The organism is Streptomyces sp. NPDC088732 (genome assembly GCF_044751205.1).
Taxonomy (GTDB): domain Bacteria; phylum Actinomycetota; class Actinomycetes; order Streptomycetales; family Streptomycetaceae; genus Actinacidiphila.
The window spans coordinates 264,952-287,551 of sequence record NZ_JBIVLI010000011.1 but is presented as its reverse complement, the minus strand read 5'-3'; the positions used below and the strand labels follow the sequence as shown (position 1 = coordinate 287,551).

The window sequence follows — 22,600 nt, the reverse complement described above, 5'->3', positions numbered from 1 at the left end:
GGCTTCCGCCGTGACGACCGCCCGCGTTACGACCGGCCTCGTGAGGACCGGCCGCGTGACGATCGTGGTGGGTTCCGTCGGGACGACCGGCGTGACGAGCGTCCGCGCTTTGATCGTCCGCGTGAGGACCGGCCGCGTCAGGACCGGCCCAGTGACGACCGCGGTGGCTTCCGCCGTGACGACCGGCGTGACGAGCGTCCCCGCTACGACCGCCCGCGTGAGGACCGGCCGCGTCAGGACCGGCCCAGTGACGACCGCGGTGGCTTCCGCCGTGACGACCGCCCGCGTTACGACCGGCCTCGTGAGGACCGGCCGCGTGACGATCGTGGTGGGTTCCGTCGGGACGACCGGCGTGATGAGCGTCCCCGCTTTGATCGTCCGCGTGAGGACCGGCCGCGTCAGGACCGGCCCAGTGACGACCGCGGTGGCTTCCGCCGTGACGACCGCCCGCGCGGTCCGCGCAGGGACGACGAGCGCGGTGGCCGGCGTCCGAACGTGCAGGGGCGGGGCCGGTTCGCGGACACGCGGGGCCGTGACGACCGCCGTGAGGAGCGGGAGCCGATCAAGCGGCTGCCGATCCCGGAGGACGTGACGGGGCAGGAGATCGACCCGAGCGTCCGGCAGGAGCTCATGAGCCTGCCGAAGACGCTGGCGGACGACGTGGCGCGCAACCTGGTGATGGTGGCCCGGCTGCTCGACGAGGACCCGGACGCGGCCTACGCGTACTCCCGTGTGGCGCTGCGGCTCGCGTCGCGTGTCGCCGCCGTCCGTGAGGCGGCCGGATTCGCGTCGTACGCGACGGAGCGGTACTCCGAGGCGCTGGCCGAGTTCCGGACCTGCCGCCGGATGACGGGCACGGTCGACCTGTGGCCGGTCATGGCGGACTGCGAGCGCGGTCTGGGCCGCCCGGAGCGCGCGCTGGAGATGGCGGGCGCCCCCGAGGTGCACAAGCTGGACCGCGCCGGCCAGGTGGAGATGCGCCTGGTGGCCGCCGGGGCCCGGCGGGACATGGGCCAGAACGAGGCCGCCGTCGTCACGCTGCAGAGTTCCGAGCTGGCGTCGAACGCCGTTCACCCGTGGACGGCCCGGCTGCGCTACGCGTACGCCGACGCCCTGCTCGCGGTGGACCGTGAGGACGAGGCCCGCGAGTGGTTCGCCAAGGCGGTGGAGGCCGACCACACCGGCAGCACCGACGCCTCCGACCGTCTGGCGCAGCTGGACGGCGTGGCGTTCGTGGACGCTCTGGACGACGACGACGACGACGACGACGACAACGACAACGACGACCAGGCCGTCCCCGGCGACGACGCGGATGATGAGCTGTCCGGTGCCCGTGCGGACGACGACGAGGACGACGACGAGGACGACGACGAGGAGCCTGCGGCGGACGAGCGTCCGGCCGCTCCGGCGGAGGAGCCCGAGGTCGACCTGACCGACGAGGCCGATCCGTCGGCGTTCCTGGAGAACCCGTTCAAGGAGCCCTCGCGCGACACCGAGGACTGACGGCGAACGAGAAGGGCGGCACCCGCGCGACGCGGGTGCCGCCCTTCGGCGTTGTCCGTCAGGCCGGTGTGCCGTCCGGCTCCAGGCTGCGCAGGACCAGACCGGAGGCCGGCTTGGGCCCGAACGAGGTCGACTTGCGCGGCATCGTGACGCCCTGGCGGGCGAGTTCGTGGACGACGCTCTCGCGCACCGGGTGGATGAGCACTGCGGTGCCGCCCAGGCGTTCGGCGTGGGCCACGGCCGCCTCGGTGTCGTGGATGTACTGGATGTGCTCGGGGCCGTCGGGGACCTCCCAGACGCGGTCCAGCAGCAGGTTGTGCAGCACGGTCGCGTCCAGTCGCCGCCATGCCTCGGGGCGGTCGTGCGGGACGGTCAGGGCGGTCAGGTCCGGGTCGGGCCGGTCCAGCAGGTGGAATCCGTTGTCGCCGCTCAGGACGAAGGCGTTGCCCTCGGCCGTGGCGTCCTCCAGGGCGGCCAGGGCCTGCGGGAGCGCGTGCGGCAGCTCGCGGACCCGGAAGGCCTTGCGCGCGGCCTCCAGGGCCAGGGCGACAGGCAGTTGGGGCAGTACGCGGTGGATCGCGCGGACCCGCAGCGGGTAGCGGGCGGTGTCGACGAGCAGGACGAGTCCGTAGTCCCAGGGGCTCGGGCCGTCCTGTTCGGCCTGGAGCCGCAGGTAGGTGGCCCAGCGGTGGTGGCCGTCGGCGATGAGGGCCTGGTGGTGCGAGAGGTCGGCCCGGACGGCCGCGATGGCGTCGTCGTCGGTGATCGCCCACAGGCGGTGCCGGATGCCGTCCTCGGTCGTCGTGGCGAGCAGCGGGGCGTCCTGGACGGCGTGTTCGACGATCCGGCCCGCGGGCCCTTCGCCGCCGCGGTACGACAGCAGCAGCGGTTCGAGGTTCGCGGCCGTGGCGCGCATGAGGGCGGCGCGGTCGGCGACCGGACCCGGCATGACGTCCTCGTGCGGGAGGACGACGCGCTCCTCGGGCGGCGTCAGCCGCAGGGCGCCGATGAGCCCCCGTTGCAGGTGCCCGCCGTCGCGCTGCTCGTAGACGTACAGGGCGGGGGAGGGGTCCAGGGCGAGGACGCCGTCCTTCTGCCACTGGGACAGCGTGGAGGCCGCCTTGAGGTGCCGGCCGTCCGGGGGCTCGGCACTGGGGAGGATGAGCCGCACGACATTGTGGGGGTCGGCGGTCTCCAGGTGCCGCTGTCCCTCGGGCCGGACGACGACGTCGTACGGTGGCGAGGTGACCGCGGCCAGGCTGCCGACCCGCTCGGGGACGTAGCGGAGCGCGCGGAACGGCGCGAGCCGCAAACCACCACCCGGTGCAGCGGATCCGGAAATGCTCATCCGGGAATGCTACGCGGGTCATGCGCGCGGGGAGCGCCGAGTGATCGACAACATACGAGGAGCGACAGCCCGATGACGACCCACCGGATCGTGCCGGACGGCAGCGAACGGCCCCTGGACCAGGCGTACGACACGGCACTGCTCGACCTCGACGGGGTCGTGTACGCCGGCGGCGACGCCATCGCGCACGCGGTCGACTCGCTCGGCGCGGCGCGCGGGCACGGCATGCACCTGGCGTACGTCACCAACAACGCGGCCCGCACCCCGCAGGCCGTCGCGGAGCACCTGACGCGGCTGGGCGTGCCCGCGGAGGCGTCGGAGGTCATCACCTCGGCGCAGGCGGTGGCCCGGCTGATCGCCGACCAGGTGCCCAGCGGGGCGCGGGTGCTGACGATCGGGGGCGAGGGACTGGCGGAGGCGCTGCGCGAGCGCGGACTGCGGCCCGTGGACTCCGCCGACGACGACCCCGCGGCGGTCGTCCAGGGCTACTCGCCCAAGGTCGGCTGGGAGCAACTGGCCGAGGCCGCGTACGCGGTCAACCGGGGTGTGCCGTGGTTCGCGTCCAACACCGACCTGACGATCCCGACCGCGCGCGGTACGGCGCCCGGCAACGGCGCGCTCGTGGAGGTCGTGCGGATCGCCACCGGCGCGACACCGCAGATCGCCGGCAAGCCGCTGCCCCCGATGCACCGAGAGACCGTCATCCGGACGGGGGCCGAGCGGCCCTTGGTGGTGGGGGACCGGCTCGACACCGACATCGAGGGCGCGCACGCGGGCGGCGTCGACTCCCTGCTGGTCCTCACCGGGGTCACCACACCGGCGCAGTTGCTCGCGGCGCCGCCCCGGCACCGGCCGACGTACGTGGACGCGGATCTGCGCGGGCTGCTGGCGCCGCAGCCCGAGGTGGCGGCGGCCGGCGGCGAGGGGGCGTACCGCTGCGGCGGCTGGACGGCGCTCGCGGGCGACGGCGAGCTGCTGCTGGACGGGCAGGGCGGACCCATGGACGGGCTGCGGGCCCTGTGCGCAGCGGCGTGGACCGCGGCGGGCGGCGGATCGTGCACCTTGGACGCGGAAAAGGCACTGGCCCGGCTGGGCCTGAGCTAGCCGGGGGCGGGGGCCTTCGGGCGCCGCAAGAGGTCCTAGAGGAGCTTGCGCAGCCGCAGGAGGTCGCGCAGGGCCGCCTCCAGCTTCACTCGGCCGCTGCCCCAGGCCTTCGCGAAGTGCAGCCTGCCGTCGACGAGCGCGACCAGGTCGTCACCGGCCATGGTGAGCCTTATCTGCGCGCGCTCGTCCGGCATGCCGGACACCGTGACGACATCCTGGATGCGGCCGTCGGTGAGACGGCCCACAAAGGTGATGTCGAGGTCGGTGATGCGGCAGCTCAGCGAGCGGTCGAGGGCGGCCGCGCTGCGCATGTCGCCCTCTGCCTTGGCGAGGTTCTCCGACAGCCGGTCGAGTGCGCTGCGGCACTCCTCGATGGTCGCCATCGGTTGTGCGTCTCCCGTTCGGATGCTGACGTGTGCTGATCGACGGTACCGCAGCCGACCCTTGGCAAGGTGCGGGCCGCTACGGGGTAGCGTCATGACCAACGAGAAGCACGGAGACCGGTGAACCCGAAGGTGAGGAGTGAGGGCGATGCGGGACGCGCTGCGGACCTGCCTGCAGATTGCGGGCGGCCTGACCGAGGCCACCCGGCGACGGGCGGTCGGGGCGGCGAGAGAGCTGCTGGACCAGGCGGGGATAGACGTCGAGGAAGTCCAGCGCTCGATCGGCCGGCGCATCCCGGCGGAGGTCCAGACGCTCGCCGATGAGCTGATGAGGGCGGGCCGCGCCAACCGGGACCTGCTCGTCGGGCTCATCCGCGAGGAGATCGACAAGGCGATGACCCGGGTGAGCCGTCTGGCGGACGACGTCACGCGGGTCGGGGTGGTGCTGGAGGCGCTGGAGCGGCGCATCCGCAACCTGGAGGGCGACGCACGGCCCGAGCCCGCCGCCGACGCCTCCGACGCGGCGGGTACGGGGGACATGGACGGCGGGGAGGCCGACCCGGGGCTCTACGTGCCGCCGCAGCCGCCCGTCGAGCACGTGCCCGTGGAGGGGGAGGAACAGCGCGGCAAGACTGCCGCGCCCACGGCGCGCAAGAACGCCGCCCCCGCGACGGCGCCGGCCACCCCCAAGAAGGCGGCGACGCCGTCCAGGACGCCCGTCGCCGGGCCCACCGCGCGCAAGAACGCCGCGCCCGGGGCGGTGCCCGCCGCGCCGAAGCCCGCGACTCCGACGGTGAAGAAGGCCGCGGCCAAGAAGGCGGCGCCCGCCGCCAAGTCGGCACCGGCGAAGACGGCTGCCACCGGGACCGCCGGGAAGACCGCCGCGGCCCGCAAGGCGGCGCCCGCGGCGAAGAAGACGGCCCCGGCGAAGAAGACGACGGCCAAGAAGAGCGCTGCCGCCACAAAGGCGGTGTCCGCCACCAAGAGCGCGGCAAAGACGACTGCCGCCAAGAAGGCCGCGCCCGCTGTGAAGGCGGCCCCCGCGGCCGAGGCGCCGGCCAAGAAGGCGGCCACCGCCGCCAAGAGCGCCGCCAAGAAGAGCGCGGCGAAGAAGACCACTGGGACGCGGGAGGCGGGCCGTGACTGAGGCGGGTGCGGCGGAGCTGCTGCCCGAGGCGGCGCCTGGAGCGACGCCTGAGGCGGCGCCCGGGCCCGAGGGGCCGCGGCCGCTGGGGGTCGTGGCGGAGGCGACGGGGAATACCGAGGTGGACGGTGTCCTTGTCCGCCTGGAGGACGCCGATGCGCTGCCCACCGAGGACCACATCGAGGTGTACGAGGATGTACACCGTGGGCTGCGCGACGCCCTCACGAGACTCGACGACAACAGGAGCTGAACCTCACGTGGCACGACGCCGACTCGACGCCGAGCTGGTGCGCCGGAACCTCGCCCGCTCACGGGAGCACGCCGGGCAGCTGATCGCCGCCGGCCGGGTGACCGTGGGCGGGACGACCGCGACGAAGGCCGCCACCCAGGTGGAGACCAGTGCGCCGGTGGTCGTGGCGAAGGACGGCTCGGACCCCGACTACGTCTCCCGCGGCGGGCACAAGCTCGCCGGGGCGCTGGCGGCCTTCGTGCCGCTGGGGCTGGGCGTGGCGGGCCGCCGGGCGCTGGACGCGGGGGCGTCGACGGGCGGGTTCACGGACGTGCTGCTCCGCAACGGTGCCGCGCACGTCGTGGCGGTGGACGTCGGCTACGGCCAGCTCGCGTGGTCGTTGCAGAGCGATGAACGCGTCACCGTCAAGGACCGTACCAACGTGCGCGAGTTGACGCTCGAGCAGATCGACGGCCGGCCGGCCGACATCATCGTCGGCGACCTGTCCTTCATTCCGCTCGGGCTCGTCCTGCCCGCCCTCGTCCGCTGCTCCGCGCCCGGCGCGGACCTTGTCCTCATGGTCAAGCCGCAGTTCGAGGTCGGGAAGGAACGGCTGGGCAGCGGCGGTGTCGTGCGCAGCTCTCAGCTGCGCGCCGAAGCCGTACGCCAGGTCGCCGGACAGGCGGCCGAACTGGGACTGGGGGTGCTGGGCGTGACCGCGAGCCCGTTGCCGGGACCGTCGGGGAATGTGGAGTACTTTCTGTGGCTGCGCGCCGGGGCACCGGAACTGGACCCGGCCGACGTCGACCGCGCCGTGGCGGAGGGGCCCCGTTGAGCGAGACACTTCAGACGCAGGAGCGCACCGTCTTCCTGCTGGCGCACACCGGCCGGCCGGCCGCCGTCCGCAGTGCGGAGCGGGTCGTGCAGGGCCTGCGGCGCTGCGGGATCGGCGTGCGGGTGCTGGCCGAGGAGGCCGAGGAGCTCACGCTGCCGGACAGCTGTGCGGTGGAGCGGGTGCAGGAGATCGGCCCGGAGACGGTCGAGGACTGCGAGTTGATCATCGTCCTCGGCGGTGACGGCACCCTGCTGCGCGGCGCGGAGTTCGCCCGCGCCTCGGGCGTGCCGATGCTGGGCGTCAACCTGGGCCGCGTCGGCTTCCTCGCGGAGGCGGAGCGGGACGACCTGGACAAGGTCGTCGACCGGGTCGTCACGCGCGACTACGAGGTCGAGGAGCGCATGACGATCGACGTCCTGGTGCGCAACGACGGCCGGGTCGTGCACACCGACTGGGCGCTCAACGAGGCGTCGGTGGAGAAGCAGGCGCGCGAGCGGCTGCTGGAGGTCGTCACGGAGGTGGACGGCCGTCCGGTGTCCCGGTTCGGCGGCGACGGGGTGGTCATGGCGACCCCGACCGGATCGACGGCCTACGCCTTCTCGGCGGGCGGCCCGGTGGTCTGGCCGGAGGTCGAGGCGCTGCTCATGGTGCCGATCAGCGCGCACGCGCTGTTCGCCAAGCCGCTGGTCACCTCGCCGCGGTCGGTGCTCGCCGTCGAGGTGCAGCCCAAGACGCCGCACGGTGTCCTGTGGTGCGACGGGCGGCGGTCGGTGGACCTGCCGGCGGGCGCGCGCGTCGAGGTGCGGCGGGGTGCCGTGCCGGTGCGGCTGGCGCGGCTGCACCACGCCTCGTTCACCGACCGGCTGGTCGCGAAGTTCGCTCTTCCGGTGGCGGGCTGGCGGGGCGCGGCGCACTGAGGGGTGAGGCCCGTCGCGCGGCGGGCCGCAAACCTCGTATGGTCGTATCCGTGTTGGAGGAAATGCGGATCAGGTCGCTGGGAGTCATCGAGGACGCCGTGGTGGAGCTGTCGCCCGGCTTCACCGCGGTGACCGGCGAGACCGGCGCGGGCAAGACCATGGTCGTCACGAGCCTCGGGCTGCTCCTGGGCGGCCGCGCCGACCCGGGTCTTGTCCGGATCGGCACCAAATCGGCGTCCGTCGAGGGACGGATCACGCTGAGCGCCGACGCGCCGGCCGCCGTGCGGGCCGAGGAGGCGGGCGCCGAGCTGGACGACGGCGCGCTGCTCATCAGCCGTACCGTCTCGGCGGAGGGCCGCTCCCGGGCGTACGTGGGCGGCCGCACGGTGCCCGTGGGGCTGCTGGGCGAACTGGCGGACGAACTGGTGGCCGTGCACGGCCAGACCGACCAGCAGGGGCTGCTGCGGCCCGCGCGCCAGCGCGAGGCCCTGGACCGGTACGCGGGCGAAGCCGTCGCCGTGCCGCTGGTCAAGTACGGCGCCGCCTACCGGCGGCTGCGCGAGGTCGCGGGCGAGCTGGACGAGCTGACCACCAGGGCCCGGGAGCGGGCCCAGGAGGCGGACCTGCTGCGCTTCGGCCTCGAGGAGGTCGCGAACGCCGAGCCGCTGCCCGGCGAGGACACCGAGCTGGCCGCGGAGGCGGAACGGCTGGGCCACGCCGAGGCGCTCGCCTCGGCCGCCACGCAGGCGCACGCCGCCCTGGCGGGCAACCCCGAGGACCCCGAGGGCGTCGACGCCGGGATGCTCGTCGCGGGCGCCCAGCGCGCCCTGGACGCCGTACGGTCGCACGACCCGGCGCTCGCCGCGCTGTCCGACCGGATCGGCGAGATCGGCATCCTCCTCGGGGACGTCGCGGGGGAGCTCGCCGGCTACGCCGACAACCTGGACGCCGACCCGCGGCGGCTCGCCGCGGTCGAGGAGCGGCGTGCCGTCCTCGCGCACCTGACGCGCAAGTACGGGGTGGACATCGACGCGGTCCTGGCGTGGGCCGCCACGGGCGGCGCCCGGCTGGTCGAGCTGGAGGGCGACGACGAGCGGATCACGGAGCTGACCGTCGAGCGGGACGCCCTGCGGGCCGAGCTCGGCGACCTCGCGCAGGCGCTCAGCGACGCCCGCGCGGAGGCGGCGGACCGTTTCGCCGGGGCCGTGACCGCCGAACTCGCCCAGCTCGCCATGCCGCACGCCCGGGTCACGGTCGCCCTCCGGCAGACGGACGACCCCGAGGGCGTCGTGGTCGGCGGCCGGACGGTCGCCTTCGGCGCGACCGGCGCCGACGAGGTGGAGCTCCAGCTCGCGCCGCACCCCGGCGCGCCGCCCCGGCCGATCTCCAAGGGCGCCTCCGGCGGTGAGCTCTCCCGCGTGATGCTCGCGGTCGAGGTGGTCTTCGCCGGGTCCGACCCCGTGCCCACGTACCTCTTCGACGAGGTCGACGCGGGCGTCGGCGGCAAGGCGGCCGTCGAGGTCGGCCGGCGCCTCGCCAAGCTCGCGCGGACCGCGCAGGTCGTGGTCGTCACCCACCTTCCGCAGGTGGCGGCGTTCGCCGACCGCCAGCTGCTGGTCGAGAAGACCAACGACGGCTCCGTGACCCGCAGTGGCGTGCGTGTGCTGGAAGGCGAGGAGCGCGTGCGCGAGCTGTCGCGCATGCTCGCCGGCCTGGAGGACTCCGAGCTGGGGCGCGCCCACGCCGAGGAACTGCTCGCGGCGGCCCGCGAGGCCCGCTGAGCCGCTTCGCGGCACGACCCAGGGCCGGGGGTTGCGTGCCCCCGGCCCGGCCCGGTCGCGCGGGCGGGGCCCTGGTCGCGCCGACCGGTCCGTGACGGCGGCGGAAGCGCGTGCCCGGCAGGCCGGCGCCGGTGGCCTGGGCTGTCGCGTGGGGACCGCGTCCGCGGATCCGGCCTTGGCGGCGACCAATCCGTGCGCACGGTCCGGGGGTCGTGCCTCGGGGCCGGGGAGTACCGGACGGGAGCCTTGTGAGCCGGCCCCATGCCTTGGGCCGTTGCGAGCGGATCGGCTTCCGTGGCTCCGGGTGCGACGGCGACCGATCCGTGGGCGCGGGTTGGTGTGCCTGGGTGCGTGGGTGGTTCGTCGGCGTGGCCCGGCAGGTTGCGGTGGTGTCCGGTGCTCCGGCTGCGGGGGCAGGGAACGTGTCCGCGTAAGCGGGTGACGCCCTGCCGCGCCGGCGATCGGCGGGGCGGTCGGGTCGGCGCGCGGGCCGCGTCCGTGGCTACGGCTGTGCCGGCGACGCATCCGTGCGCGCGGGCGGGTGGGCCCGGTGGGTGGGCGGTTCGTCGGCGTGGCCCGCAGGCTGCCCTCGTCGGCTTGGCCTGTCGCGTGCTGACCGGCTCCGGCGATCGCGCTGTGCGGGCAGGTAAAAGCGTTGGCGCGGGCCGGTGATGCCCCATGGGGGGCGATTCGCGCGAGCCGGGACGGCGGCGAATCCGTGTGCGTGGGCCGGGCGGGGGCATCCGCCTGGGCCGTCGTGTGTGGAGAGGGCGACGCGCGGGCCGGTCCGGCGGGGCGGCGTGGAGGATGCTGACGCACTCGTAAGGGTGGTCCCGCGTACGTGCGACCGGGCGCGCGCCGCGCAGCGCTCCCTGGATGGCGTATTGGCCTGGCATCCTGGAGGGCAGCACACTGCAATCCCCTTCATCCGATGCCGAGTCAGGAGTCCGACCGCGCGTGAGCAGTACTCCGAGCCCCCTGCACGGGCAGCTGCACGCCGTCCATGTGCTGGGTGAGACGGGGAGGGCCCATGTGGCCTCGGTCGCGGGCGGGTTGGTGGCGCGCGGTGTGCAGGTGACGGTCTGCGGGCCGGGCGAGGCGGAGGAGCGGTACGGGTTCGCGGCGGCCGGGGCGCGGTTCGCGCCGGTGGAGATCACCCGCCGTTCCGTGCCGCGCGTGGACGCGGCGGTGGTGACGGCTCTGCGCGCGGCCTGCGCCGGGGCGGACGTCGTGCATGCGCACGGCCTGCGGGCCGGTCTGCTGGCCGCGGTGGCGCTGAGCGGGCGGCGCACCCCGCTGGTGGTGACCTGGCACGGCGCGGTCTTCGCCGAGGGGGCCCGCAAGCCGCTGCTGCGGTTGCTGGAGCGGCGCGTGGCGCGGGCCGCGTCCGTGGTGCTGGGCGCGTCCTCGGACCTGGTGGACCGGGCCCGCGCGGTCGGCGCCCGGGACGCCCGGCTGGCGCCGATCGGCGTTCCGCTGCCGCCCAGGACCGCCGCGAGCCCCGAGTCGGCCGCGGAGACGGAGCGGCGCCGGCAGAAGGCGCGGGACGAATTCGGCGCGGAGGAGAGCCCCTTGCTGCTGGCGGTCGGTCGGCTGGAGCCGCACAAGGGGTACGGCCAGCTGCTCGACGCCGTGCACGGCTGGACGCGGCTGGACCCGCAGCCGCTGCTGCTGATCGCGGGTGAGGGCTCGCTGCGTCCGGAACTCCAGGGGCGGATCGACGCCGGGAAGCTGCCGGTGCTGCTGCTCGGCCTCCGTGACGACGTGCCCGAACTGCTGGCCGCCGCCGACGCCGTCGTACTGCCCTCCCGCTGGGAGGCCCGCTCGGTCGTCGCCCAGGAGGCCCTGCACGCGGGGGTCCCGCTGGTCGCTACCGCGGTCGGCGGCACCCCCGAACTCGTGGGCGACGCCGCCGAGTTGGTGCCCTACGGCGATCCGAAGCGGCTCGCTGACGCCGTCGTGCGCCTGCTCGGCGACCCGGCGCGGCGGGCCTTACTGGCCGCCGCCGGTCCCGCTCAGGCCGGCACGTGGCCGACCGAGGACGACACGGTGGCCCAAGTGCTCAGCATCTACGACGAGTTGTCCTCGCTCTGATCACCGCCGGATGCGTCGGCCGTTCCTCGCACCGGAATGGCCAGGTTTCATAGAGGATCTCCTCCATGCCGCAGTACACGGCCAGACCGAATGCGCCGACGGTGAGCCACAGGTACAACTGCCCATGGGCGAGGTCTTCGGTGGGGTGCGTCTCGAAGTGGCCGCCGGGATCGTAGGCCACTGCCAGGGGTTGTCCGGGCTGTGCCCGGGCGATCCATGAGGTCGCGACATCGGCTTCGTCGTGGGGGCAGTCCAGACGGTGATTGTGGAATGTCCGCTCGTTTTCGTTGATGGTCACCACGTTGATGGTCACGGCCGTCACCGTGCACGTGACCTCCCGCCCCCAGCCGACCAGCGCCCACTCGTCGGTCCCCACGGCCGTGGCGTGGTAGACGGTCCCCAGCGCGGCGACGGTCAGCCCGCACGCGAGCGCATGCCTGTATCGCTCCCAGCGCCAGAACAGGGCCACCCCGGAGACGGCCAGGATCGCGGGTACGAACAGGAGGGACCACAGCCCGGTGTCGGCCAGTGCCCCGCCGTGGACATAACCGGCGAGCAGGCACAGGCCGAGAACGACCACGGGCATACCCACGGCGGCCGACAACTGCACGGCCAGGGTCCGTCTCCCCACGCGGCTCATGGTAAGTGCACAGCCCTCGCCGCATCTTCGAATGCGGTCGACCCACGGGCCGCAACCGTCACCCTGTCCGAAACGGCCCGCCGTGGACATCACGGCGGGCCGTTTCGGACAGGGGATCCGGGATCCGACAGGCTCTCAGCCGCCGTACGCGCCGCTCGCGGTCAGCCGCAGCGCGGTGTCGATCAGCGGGACATGGCTGAACGCCTGCGGGAAGTTGCCGACCTGACGCTGCAACCGCGGGTCCCACTCCTCCGCCAGCAGGCCGAGGTCGTTGCGCAGGGCCAGCAGCCGCTCGAACAGCCGGCGCGCCTCGTCGACCCGGCCGATCATGGCGAGGTCGTCGGCGAGCCAGAACGAGCAGGCCAGGAAGGCGCCCTCGTCGCCGGGGAGGCCGTCGAGGTTCTCGCCGCCGGGCGGGGCGTCGGTCGGGTAGCGCAGCACGAAGCCGTCCTCGGTGGACAGCTCGCGCTGGATCGCCTCGATGGTGCCGATAACGCGCTTGTCGTCCGGCGGCAGGAAGCCGACCTGCGGGATCAGCAGCAGCGACGCGTCGAGCTCGCGCGAGCCGTAGGACTGCGTGAAGGTGTTGCGCTCCTTGTCGTAACCCTTCTCGCACACGTCCCGGTGGATCTCGTCGCGCAGGTCGCGCCAGCGCTCCAGCGGGCCGTCGACCTCGCCGGACTCGATGAGCTTGACGGTGCGGTCCACGGCGACCCAGGCCATGACCTTGGAGTGCACGAAGTGCCGGCGCGGGCCGCGGACCTCCCAGATGCCCTCGTCCGGCTCGTCCCAGTGGTCCTCGAGGTAGTGGATGAGCCGGAGCTGGAGCAGGGAGGCGTAGTCGTTGCGGGCCAGGCCGGTCATGTGGGCCAGGTGCAGCGCCTCGGTGACCTCGCCGTAGACGTCGAGCTGCAGCTGGTGCGCGGCGCCGTTGCCGACCCGGACCGGGGTGGAGCCCTCGTAGCCGGGCAGCCAGTCCAGCTCGGTCTCGCCGAGCTCGCGCTCGCCGGCGATGCCGTACATGATCTGAAGGTTCTCCGGGTCGCCGGCCACCGCGCGCAGCAGCCACTCGCGCCAGGCGCGGGCCTCGTCCCGGTAGCCGGTGCGCAGCAGCGACGACAGGGTGATCGCCGCGTCGCGCAGCCAGGTGAAGCGGTAGTCCCAGTTGCGGACGCCGCCGATGTCCTCGGGCAGGGAGGTGGTCGGCGCGGCCACGATGCCGCCGGTGGGCCCGTACGTCAGCGCCTTGAGGGTGATCAGGGAGCGGACCACGGCGTCCCGGTAGGGGCCGTGGTACGTGCACTGGGCGACCCACTCGCGCCAGAAGTCCTCGGTGGCCTCCAGCGAGGACTCGGGGTCGGCGAGCGGCGGCGGCTCCTTGTGCGAGGGCTGCCAGCTGATCGTGAAGGCGACGCGGTCTCCGGGGGCCACGGTGAAGTCGGCGTACGTGGTGAGGTGCTCGCCGTAGGTCTCGACATCGGTGTCGATCCAGACGGAGTCCGGGCCGGCGACGCCGACGATGCGGTCCCCGACCTTGTGCACCCACGGCGTGACCCAGCCGTAGCTGAAGCGCATGCGCAGTGCCGAGCGCATCGGGACGCGGCCGCTCACGCCCTCGACGATCCGGATCAACTGGGGGGCGCCGTCACGCGGCGGCATGAAATCGATCACACGGACCGTGCCGCGGGGGGTGTCCCACTCGGACTCCAGCACCAGGGAGTCGCCGCGGTAGTGGCGCCGGGTGGCGGCCGGCGGCTGGGTGCCGTGCGGGAAGGCGGGACCGAGCCTCCAGTAGCCGTGCTCCTCGGTGCCGAGCAGGCCCGCGAAGATCGCAGGGGAGTCGAAGCGGGGCAGGCACAGCCAGTCGACCGTGCCGTCCCGGCACACCAGGGCGGCGGTCTGCATATCGCCGATGAGTGCGTAATCCTCGATACGCCCGGCCACGTAGGTCTCCAGTCGAACGACGGCGGCGCCCCTTGGGACTGGGGCGGTGATTGCGGTCTGTGGATCTTTCGACGAGCTCTTTCCCGGGAGCAGGCGGGGTGGTGCCGTGCCGGTTCACTCGCATCGAATCGATGTGTCCGAGCAGGATACGACGACAACGCGGGCGGTGCGGAAGCCCCGGCGGATCTTGCTGAGCCGGTCGGGTGCATTTTGTCGTACCAATGTCCCGGCGACCTCGCTTTTCATCAGAGAGCCGCCCTCCGCGGCTGGTGCGCGTCACTGATACCCTGGTAGCCCGTGGGCCGGTGGCCTGAACCACTGAACCGCCGCGACGACACCACCCCTCTTCACCGCCATGGTGCCGTCCCGACCACCACCTCGCGACCACGGGAGCCCCCTCTTGGCACTGCCGCCCAAATCCACGACGACCAAGCACCTCTTCGTCACCGGGGGTGTCGCCTCCTCGCTCGGCAAGGGCCTGACGGCCTCCAGCCTGGGAGCGCTGCTCAAGGCCCGGGGCCTGCGGGTCACCATGCAGAAGCTCGACCCGTACCTCAACGTGGACCCGGGCACGATGAACCCCTTCCAGCACGGTGAGGTGTTCGTCACGGACGACGGCGCCGAGACGGACCTGGACATCGGTCACTACGAGCGCTTCCTGGACGTGAACCTCGCCGGCTCGGCCAACGTCACCACCGGCCAGGTCTACTCCTCGGTGATCGCCAAGGAGCGCCGCGGCGAGTACCTCGGCGACACCGTGCAGGTCATCCCGCACATCACCAACGAGATCAAGTCCCGCATCCGGCGCATGGCGACCGAGGACGTGGACGTGGTCATCACCGAGGTCGGCGGGACCGTGGGCGACATCGAGTCGCTGCCCTTCCTGGAGTCCGTCCGCCAGGTCCGCCACGAGGTCGGCCGCGACAACGTCTTCGTGATGCACATCTCGCTGCTGCCGTACATCGGCCCCTCCGGCGAGCTGAAGACCAAGCCGACGCAGCACTCGGTGGCGGCGCTGCGCAGCATCGGTATCCAGCCCGACGCGATCGTGCTGCGCGCCGACCGCGACGTGCCGACGTCCATCAAGCGCAAGATCTCGCTGATGTGCGACGTGGACGAGGAGGCGGTGGTCGCCGCCATCGACGCCCCGTCGATCTACGACATCCCCAAGGTGCTGCACACCGAGGGCCTGGACGCCTACGTCGTCCGCAGGCTGAACCTGCCGTTCCGCGATGTGGACTGGACGCAGTGGGACGACCTGCTCAAGCGGGTCCACGAGCCCGAGCACGACCTGACGGTCGCGCTGGTCGGCAAGTACATCGACCTGCCCGACGCGTACCTGTCGGTGACCGAGGCGCTGCGCGCCGGCGGCTTCGCCAACAACGCCAAGGTCAACATCAAGTGGGTCACCTCCGACGACTGCAAGACCCCGGCGGGCGCCGCGCGCCGGCTCGGTGACGTCGACGCGATCTGCGTGCCCGGCGGCTTCGGCGACCGCGGCGTGGAGGGCAAGGTCTCGGCGATCACCTACGCCCGGGAGAACGGCATCCCGCTGCTGGGCCTGTGCCTGGGCCTGCAGTGCGTGGTCATCGAGGCGGCCCGCAGCCTCGCCGGCATCAAGGACGCCAACTCCACCGAGTTCGACCCGGCCACCGCCCACCCGGTGATCTCCACCATGGCCGAGCAGCTCGACATCGTGGCCGGCCAGGGCGACCTGGGCGGCACCATGCGGCTCGGTCTGTACCCGGCCAAGCTCGCCGAGGGTTCCATCGTCCGCGAGGTGTACGGCGGCGAGCCCTACGTCGAGGAGCGCCACCGCCACCGCTACGAGGTCAACAACGCCTACCGGGGCGAGCTGGAGAAGAAGGCCGGTCTGCAGTTCTCCGGCACCTCGCCGGACAACAAGCTGGTCGAGTACGTCGAGTACCCGCGCGAGGTGCACCCGTACCTCGTCGCCACCCAGGCGCACCCCGAACTGAAGTCCCGGCCGACCCGCCCGCACCCCCTGTTCGCGGGCCTGATCGCGGCCGCCGTCAAGCGCCGCCAGGGCTGATCGGTACGGTGGACGTGGCGGGCCGGCAGCCCGGCCCGCCACGGCACCGCGTACGGAGGGCACAGCATGCTGCAGGACACCCCTGAGGAGTGGCGGACCACGGCCACCGCCACCCCCTTCACCGGGAAGAAGACCGGTGTCCGGACCGACGAGGTCGTCATGCCCGACGGCGGCGTCGCGCAGCGCGACTACCAGGTCCACCCGGGCTCGGTCGCCGTGCTGGCCCTGGACGACGAGGGCCGGGTGCTGGTCCTCAAGCAGTACCGGCACCCCGTACGGATGAAACTGTGGGAGCTCCCCGCCGGACTGCTCGACATCCCCGGCGAGAACCCGCTGCACGCGGCCCAGCGCGAGCTGTACGAGGAGGCGCACGCCAAGGCCGAGGACTGGCGGGTCCTGGTCGACCTCTACCCCTCGGCCGGCGGCTCCGACGAGGCGGTGCGGGTCTTCCTGGCCCGCGGCCTGTCCGAGGTGGAGGGCGAGCGCTACGCGGTGTCGGAGGAAGAGGCCGACATGGAGCAGGCCCGGGTCCCGCTGGCCGACCTCGTGCAGGGCGCCCTCGCGGGCCGTCTGCACAACAACTGCCTGGTGACGGGCGTGCTGGCGGTGCAGGCCGTGCTCGCAGGGGACGGTCTGGACGCGCTGCGGCCGGCGGAGGCGCCGTGGCCGGCGCGCCCGTACGCCGCCTGAAGCACCTCGGTCGGGCGCCGGACGGACCCGTAGCCGCCGGATCCCGGTAGGACCATCGGATCGTCCGGGTGGGTGATCATTGGTGCTCCCGGCCGCGTCGCGTCAGGGGGGCGGACCCGCCCCGTGAACTAGGCTCGTCCCGTTCTCATTCAGAACGGGAGTGGGCCCGTGGCGGATCACGTGCTGGACGCCGACGCATCGGTGGCGGCCTCGGACGACGGCCTCCGGGAGCCGTCGGTGCAGACCCCCGCCCCCGGCACGCTCCCGCCCGACGTGCCCCATTTCGTCGGCCGCCGCCGTGAGCTCGAGGAGCTGCGGGCCGACATCGACCGGCCGGGCCTGGCGACACTGCGCGGCCGCAGCCCCGACGGGAGCCGCGTGCTGCTGGTCGCGGGCCGGCCCGGCTCCGGCCGCACCTCGCTGGCGCTCCGTCTCGCCCACGACGTCGCCGCGCGCTACCCCGACGGGCAGTTCTTCGTGCGCCTCAGCGACAACGAGGGCGAACCCGTGCCGTCCGACCAGTCCGCGCGGGCCCTGCTGCGGGCGCTGCGGGCCGACGCGGAGCCGGGGGCGGAGGGCGCGGAGCTGTCTGCGGCGCTGCGCACCGCGCTTGCCGGACGCCGGGCGGTGCTCGTGCTGGACGACGTGGCCGACCCCCGGCAACTGCTCGACCTGCTCCCCAAGGGCTCCGGCAGTCTGTTCGTGGCCACCGCGGAGGGGCCGCTGCCCGGCGTGCCCGACGTACGGCCGTGCACCCTGGGCGGCCTCGACCCGGTCGCCTGCGTGGACCTGCTCGCCCAGGCCGTCGGGCGGGTCCGGATCACCAACGACCCCAAGGCCGCCGAGGCGCTGGCCCACGAGTGCGGCGGTCATCCCGCGGCCCTCCGCCTGATCGGGGCGTGGCTGGCGACCCAGCCGCGCACTTCCGTCGCCGACGCGACCCGCCGCCTGCACGACATCCGGATCGACGCCCCGGCACCCGCCCCGGGCTCGGCCCGCGACTCCGTGCCGGGCGCCCCGACCTCCGGGGACGGGGTACTGCGCGAGGACGTCGGCCGCCGCGGTGCCGCGGACGCCCTGCCGGTCGACGAGCGGGCCCGGGTGGTGGCCCGCAGCGCACCCGCCCCCGCGAAGGCCGCCGCGCCCGCTGCGGCGCCGGCGGCCGCCGCCGGGCCGCGTGCCACCGCCCCGCCGGAGCTGCTGCGCGCCTTCCGCTTCGTGTACGGGGCCCTCGCCCCCGTCGTGGCCCGGATGCTGCGGCTGCTGGCGCTGGCCCCGGCGGGCCTGGCGGACGCCCAGACCGCCTCGGCGCTCGCGGGCTGCTCGGTGGGTGAGGCCGAGGCGACGCTGGAGAACCTGGCCGGCTGCGGGCTGCTGCACACGGAGCAGCCCACGGGCGCCGACGCGCCGCTGCCCCGGCAGTACCGCGTGCCGGGCTGGATTACCCCGTCGCTGCGCGAGCTGCTGCGCGACACCGACCGGCCCGCCGAGACGCAGCTCGCCCGCGCCCGGATGCTGGAGCGCACCGTACGGCTGCTGCACGCCTGCCGGCTGGGCCTGGAGGAGGCGGGTGCGGAGCCGGACGGGCTGCCCAAGTCGCTGCGCTTCGCGGACCGCGCGGCCGCGGCGGCGTGGCTGCGCGACCGGCTGCCGGTGCTGCTGGCCGCCGCCCGGCTGGCCGTCGCCGACGGCGAACTGGACACCCTGGCCCGGCGGCTGATGGCCGCGCTCGTGCGGGCGCTGGCCGCCGACCCGGGCGGCGGAGAGAACGCGGCGGAGCGCTACCAGTTGCACCACCTCGTCCTGGACGTGGCCCAGCGGCGCGGACTGCACCGCGAGAAGGCCGCGGCCCTGCTCAACATCGGCGACCTCGACGTGGAGGGCGCGCGCCCGCTCGACGCCCTCGACCGCTACCGGGCCGCGCTCGTCGCCGCCCGTGAGGGGTTCGACGGGGACGCCGAGGGCCGCGCCCTGGAGGCGATCGCCGGTACCTACCTGGAGCTGGACGACCCGCAGCGCGCGTCCGACTGGTACGGCAGGGCGCTCGCGCTGCGCCAGGCGCGCGGCGAGCTGGTCCACGCGGCCAGGCTGCACGGCCGGCTCGGCGCGCTGCAGACGTACGCCGGACGGTACGGGCCCGCGCTGCGCGAGTGGCGGGCGGCGGTGACCGCGTACCGGCGGCTGAAGGACCTGCCGTCCCAGGCCCGCGCGCTGACCGAGGTGGCCCGGGTGCAGGAGTACGCGGGCCATCCCGAGGACGCGCTGCGGACCTGCCGCGACGCCCTGTACTGGGCCCGGCAGGCGGGGGAGCGGCGGCTGGAGGGCGCGGTGCTGCTGCGGATGGCCGACACCCTGGACCGGCTGGGCGATCCGGCGGGCGCGCGGTTGCAGCGGGCGGCCGCCCGGCGGCTGCTCCCGGCCTCCGAGATCCCCCAGACGGCGGGCGCCGAGGAGGGCTGACGCCCCAAGGGGCACAGACTGACCGGCCGCTACCTACGAAACTGCCAATGCCTTCCAGGAAAGTAGTCACTTTGTAAGGCTGGACAGCGAGTCTTCCTTCACTACACTTGGTCACACCGCGAACATCGCGGTCAGGTCCGACGTACCCTGACATCGACTGACATCAGCGGGTACCGGCTGGTATCCACCGGTGTGCCGGGTGTCGGAGACCTGAGCACTGGCAAACCCGACGCTCCCCACACAAGGACCGTGATCGACGTGAAGGTCGGCATCCCCCGCGAGGTCAAGAACAACGAGTTCCGCGTGGCCATCACCCCCGCCGGCGTGCACGAGCTCGTCCGAGGCGGCCACCAGGTCTTCGTCGAGCAGGACGCCGGCCTCGGCTCCTCCATCCCGAACGAGGAGTACGTGGCCGCCGGGGCCGCGATCCTCCCCACCGCCGACGAGGTGTGGGCGACCGCCGACCTGCTGCTGAAGGTCAAGGAGCCGATCGCCGAGGAGTACCACCGGCTCCGCAAGGACCAGACGCTCTTCACCTACCTGCACCTGGCCGCCTCCCGCGAGTGCACCGACGCGCTCCTGGAGTCCGGCACCACCGCGATCGCGTACGAGACGGTCGAACTGGCCAGCCGCCAGCTGCCGCTGCTCGCCCCGATGTCCGAGGTGGCCGGCCGGCTCGCCCCGCAGGTCGGCGCCTACCACCTGATGCGCTCGGCCGGCGGCCGCGGTGTGCTCCCCGGCGGCGTGCCGGGCGTGGCCCCGGCGAAGGCCGTCGTCATCGGCGGCGGCGTCTCCGGCTGGAACGCCGCGCAGATCGCCATCGGCATGGGCTTCCACGTCACGCTGCTCGACCGCGACATCAACAAGCTGCGCGAGGCGGACAAGGTGTTCGGCACCAAGGTGCAGACCATCGTCTCCAACGCCTTCGAGCTGGAGAAGGCGGTCCTGGACGCGGACCTGGTCATCGGCGCCGTCCTCATCCCGGGCGCCAAGGCCCCCAAGCTGGTCACCAACGAGCTGGTCTCCCGCATGAAGCCGGGCTCCGTGCTCGTCGACATCGCCATCGACCAGGGCGGCTGCTTCGAGGACTCGCGTCCCACCACGCACGCCGAGCCGACCTTCACGGTGCACAACTCGGTCTTCTACTGCGTCGCCAACATGCCGGGCGCCGTCCCCAACACCTCGACGTACGCGCTCACCAACGCCACGCTGCCGTACATCCTGGAACTGGCCAACCGCGGCTGGCGCGAGGCGCTGCGCCGGGACGCCGCGCTCGCCAAGGGCCTCAACACCCATGAGGGCCAGGTCGTTTACGGTCCTGTCGCCGAGGCGCACGGCATGGACTCGGTGGACCTGGCGTCGCTGCTCGCGTGATCGTCGGCTGAGTCGACTGATCGACTTTTTGGTCCGGCGTCAACGCGCCGCCCCTCCGGTACCCACGGCCGGGCCTTGCCAGTTCAAGGCCCGGCCGTTCGCGTGGAACCATACCGTTTTGCCGATTCGTCCCTCGGCGAAACATCGGCGGCGACCCCGTTACGCCCTTGACAGCGGCGCGTTCGGTTGCCGACACATCGTGCCGTGTCCGGTGGATTGTGTTGCTGTGAACCACCGACACGCCATAGAGTCGCCAACCGTCGGCATGCTGCAACGCTGACCTATTGAGAAGTTTCCTGGTCACCAAGGAGGTAAGACGACTTGTGAATGAGTCGACATTTGCTCCCGGGGGTGGTCAGCCAGGAATGACCGTTCAGGCCGAGGGTTCCGCGAGGCTGGAGGCGGTGGGCTCCGTGGCCGTCCGCACCTTCGAGGCGCGCCGGCCCGGGCAAGGCAACCAAGGCAACGAGGCACGCACCCCGATTCCCATGGCGCACTACGAAGAAGAGCTGCAGGACGGTCAGTTCTACGACCCCGACGCCGAGTACGAGCCCGATCCGGAGTACGCGGCCACCCTCGCGCCCGACGCGGCCCGTCAGCGGCGTGAACGCGTCGGCCCCACCGGCCGCCCGCTGCCGTACTTCCCGATCCCCGGCCCGCTGACCGACCACGGCCCGGCGAAGATCATCGCCATGTGCAACCAGAAGGGCGGCGTCGGCAAGACGACGTCGACCATCAACCTCGGTGCCGCACTGGCCGAATACGGCCGCCGTGTGCTGCTGGTCGACTTCGACCCGCAGGGCGCGCTCTCCGTCGGTCTCGGCGTCAACCCGATGGAACTGGACGTCACGGTCTACAACCTGCTGATGGAACGCGGGCTCTCGGCCGACGAGGTGCTGCTGAAGACCGCCGTGCCCGGCATGGACCTGCTGCCCAGCAACATCGACCTGTCCGCCGCCGAAGTGCAGTTGGTCAGCGAAGTGGCCCGCGAGTCCTCGCTGCAGCGCGCGCTCAAGCCGCTGCTGCCCGACTACGACTACGTCATCATCGACTGCCAGCCCTCGCTGGGCCTGCTGACCGTCAACGCGCTCACCGCGGCGCACCAGGTGATCGTGCCCCTGGAGTGCGAGTTCTTCGCACTGCGCGGCGTCGCGCTGCTGACCGAGACCATCGAGAAGGTCAGGGAGCGGCTCAACCCCGAGCTGGAACTGGACGGCATCCTCGCCACGATGTACGACTCGCGGACCGTGCACAGCCGCGAGGTCCTGGCGCGCGTCGTCGAGGCATTCGACGACCACGTCTACCACACCGTCATCGGGCGGACCGTGCGCTTCCCGGAGACCACGGTGGCCGGAGAGCCGATCACCACCTACGCGTCCAACTCGGTGGGCGCGGCCGCCTATCGCCAGCTCGCCAGGGAGGTGCTCGCCCGGTGTCACGCCGAGTGAGTCTCCCGGGGGCCGACGAACTGTTCCGGACCACCGGGGGGCGGGGGCTCCAGCCCTCGACTCCGCGGCAGCACGCCAACGGTGAGACTCCCGGTGACAGCGCGGACCGCCCCCTGAGGCCCGTCCCGGCCCCCGCGGGCCCGTCCGCCGCCGAGGAACCTGAGGCGGCGGAGGAGGCACCGGTACAGGAGTCCGCGGCCCCCGCCGAGGCCGCCGAGCACACCGGCCGGGACGGCGAACCCGCCCCGGCCGCGCGTCCCGTGCCGGAACAGGCCTCCCCGGCCGTCCAGCCGGGCCGCCGCACCCTCCAGCCGCCCGCCGGGCCACCCGGGCCGGCGTCCCCCTCCGCGGCCGCCCCGCAGCCCGTGCAGCCGGCCCAGCAGCAGCGCCGCAAGTCCGGGCGCGCACCGCGCCGGCCCAGCGGCCGCGAGCGCCACGACGAGAAGATCACGGTCTATGTCTCCGCCGAGGAGCTGATGGACCTCGAGCACGCCCGCCTCGTCCTGCGCGGCGAGCACGGCCTCGCCGTGGACCGGGGCCGCATCGTCCGCGAGGCCGTCGCCGTCGTCCTGGCCGACCTGGAGTCCCGCGGCGACGCGAGCATCCTCGTCCGCCGCCTCCGAGGCCGCTGACGCCTCCGGCGCGATACGGTG

The 22,600-nt window shown here is 73.5% G+C and carries 18 protein-coding genes; 14 read left to right on the top strand and 4 right to left on the bottom strand.

Annotated features, from left to right (window positions below; translation table 11 throughout):
* Positions 1-561: 561 nt before the first annotated feature.
* On the top strand, positions 562-1,503 hold the full coding sequence (locus ACIP9H_RS20765) for a hypothetical protein (RefSeq protein ID WP_401960112.1): 942 nt from the start codon (positions 562-564) through the stop codon (positions 1,501-1,503).
* A 58-nt stretch (positions 1,504-1,561) separates the two neighbouring features.
* On the opposite strand, the gene ACIP9H_RS20760 is transcribed toward ACIP9H_RS20765, so the two are convergent.
* The gene (locus ACIP9H_RS20760) at positions 1,562-2,851 is read right to left on the bottom strand and encodes a DUF1015 domain-containing protein (RefSeq protein ID WP_401960098.1); all 1,290 of its coding nucleotides are present in this window, start codon (positions 2,849-2,851) and stop codon (positions 1,562-1,564) included.
* A 72-nt stretch (positions 2,852-2,923) separates the two neighbouring features.
* Between ACIP9H_RS20760 and ACIP9H_RS20755 the strand changes: the two genes are divergently transcribed.
* Positions 2,924-3,955: an HAD-IIA family hydrolase gene (locus tag ACIP9H_RS20755; protein WP_401589464.1), complete on the top strand. Its 1,032-nt coding sequence runs from the start codon at positions 2,924-2,926 to the stop codon at positions 3,953-3,955.
* 35 nt (positions 3,956-3,990) lie between these two features.
* On the opposite strand, the gene ACIP9H_RS20750 is transcribed toward ACIP9H_RS20755, so the two are convergent.
* Positions 3,991-4,338: a sterol-binding protein gene (locus ACIP9H_RS20750; protein WP_401589462.1), complete on the bottom strand. Its 348-nt coding sequence runs from the start codon at positions 4,336-4,338 to the stop codon at positions 3,991-3,993.
* Positions 4,339-4,486: 148 nt separating this feature from the next.
* Here ACIP9H_RS20750 and ACIP9H_RS20745 point away from each other — a divergent pair, with 148 nt between their 5' ends.
* From ACIP9H_RS20745 to ACIP9H_RS20720, 6 genes are all read left to right on the top strand, one after another.
* Positions 4,487-5,485 (top strand): histone, encoded by a 999-nt coding sequence (locus tag ACIP9H_RS20745; RefSeq protein ID WP_401960095.1) that lies wholly within the window; start codon positions 4,487-4,489, stop codon positions 5,483-5,485.
* On the top strand, positions 5,478-5,732 hold the full coding sequence (locus ACIP9H_RS20740; RefSeq protein ID WP_401589456.1) for a hypothetical protein: 255 nt from the start codon (positions 5,478-5,480) through the stop codon (positions 5,730-5,732). The genes ACIP9H_RS20745 and ACIP9H_RS20740 overlap by 8 nt, the downstream gene beginning before the upstream one ends.
* Positions 5,733-5,739: 7 nt before the next feature.
* Positions 5,740-6,546 (top strand): TlyA family RNA methyltransferase, encoded by an 807-nt coding sequence (locus ACIP9H_RS20735; RefSeq protein ID WP_401589453.1) that lies wholly within the window; start codon positions 5,740-5,742, stop codon positions 6,544-6,546.
* On the top strand, positions 6,543-7,463 hold the full coding sequence (locus ACIP9H_RS20730; protein ID WP_401589450.1) for an NAD kinase: 921 nt from the start codon (positions 6,543-6,545) through the stop codon (positions 7,461-7,463). The genes ACIP9H_RS20735 and ACIP9H_RS20730 overlap by 4 nt, the downstream gene beginning before the upstream one ends.
* A 38-nt stretch (positions 7,464-7,501) precedes the next feature.
* On the top strand, positions 7,502-9,244 hold the full coding sequence (gene recN / locus ACIP9H_RS20725; protein ID WP_401960090.1) for a DNA repair protein RecN: 1,743 nt from the start codon (positions 7,502-7,504) through the stop codon (positions 9,242-9,244).
* Positions 9,245-10,201: 957 nt separating this feature from the next.
* Positions 10,202-11,338 (top strand): glycosyltransferase family 4 protein, encoded by a 1,137-nt coding sequence (locus ACIP9H_RS20720; RefSeq protein WP_401960089.1) that lies wholly within the window; start codon positions 10,202-10,204, stop codon positions 11,336-11,338.
* Here the strand turns inward: ACIP9H_RS20720 and ACIP9H_RS20715 are convergent.
* Together ACIP9H_RS20715 and ACIP9H_RS20710 are read right to left on the bottom strand one after the other, a co-directional pair.
* Entirely contained in the window at positions 11,307-11,969 is a 663-nt protein-coding gene (locus ACIP9H_RS20715) for a hypothetical protein (RefSeq protein ID WP_401589443.1), read from the bottom strand. The genes ACIP9H_RS20720 and ACIP9H_RS20715 overlap by 32 nt on opposite strands.
* A gap of 144 nt (positions 11,970-12,113) precedes the next feature.
* Positions 12,114-13,922: a glycoside hydrolase family 15 protein gene (locus ACIP9H_RS20710; RefSeq protein WP_401589441.1), complete on the bottom strand. Its 1,809-nt coding sequence runs from the start codon at positions 13,920-13,922 to the stop codon at positions 12,114-12,116.
* Between the two features lie 406 nt (positions 13,923-14,328).
* On the opposite strand from ACIP9H_RS20710, the gene ACIP9H_RS20705 reads away from it, so the two are divergent.
* The 6 genes from ACIP9H_RS20705 to ACIP9H_RS20680 all read left to right on the top strand — a co-directional run bounded on the left by ACIP9H_RS20705 (position 14,329) and on the right by ACIP9H_RS20680 (position 22,579).
* Entirely contained in the window at positions 14,329-15,975 is a 1,647-nt protein-coding gene (locus ACIP9H_RS20705) for a CTP synthase (RefSeq protein ID WP_401589504.1), read from the top strand.
* Between the two features lie 66 nt (positions 15,976-16,041).
* Entirely contained in the window at positions 16,042-16,665 is a 624-nt protein-coding gene (locus ACIP9H_RS20700; protein ID WP_401589438.1) for an NUDIX domain-containing protein, read from the top strand.
* A gap of 168 nt (positions 16,666-16,833) precedes the next feature.
* On the top strand, positions 16,834-19,125 hold the full coding sequence (locus tag ACIP9H_RS20695) for an NB-ARC domain-containing protein (RefSeq protein WP_401589436.1): 2,292 nt from the start codon (positions 16,834-16,836) through the stop codon (positions 19,123-19,125).
* A gap of 258 nt (positions 19,126-19,383) precedes the next feature.
* On the top strand, positions 19,384-20,499 hold the full coding sequence (ald, locus tag ACIP9H_RS20690) for an alanine dehydrogenase (protein WP_401589502.1): 1,116 nt from the start codon (positions 19,384-19,386) through the stop codon (positions 20,497-20,499).
* A 365-nt stretch (positions 20,500-20,864) separates the two neighbouring features.
* Complete coding sequence (locus ACIP9H_RS20685; RefSeq protein ID WP_360906182.1) at positions 20,865-21,947, top strand: ParA family protein; 1,083 nt, start codon at positions 20,865-20,867, stop codon at positions 21,945-21,947.
* Positions 21,932-22,579 (top strand): hypothetical protein, encoded by a 648-nt coding sequence (locus tag ACIP9H_RS20680; protein WP_401589433.1) that lies wholly within the window; start codon positions 21,932-21,934, stop codon positions 22,577-22,579. The genes ACIP9H_RS20685 and ACIP9H_RS20680 overlap by 16 nt, the downstream gene beginning before the upstream one ends.
* The last annotated feature ends 21 nt before the right edge of the window (positions 22,580-22,600 follow it).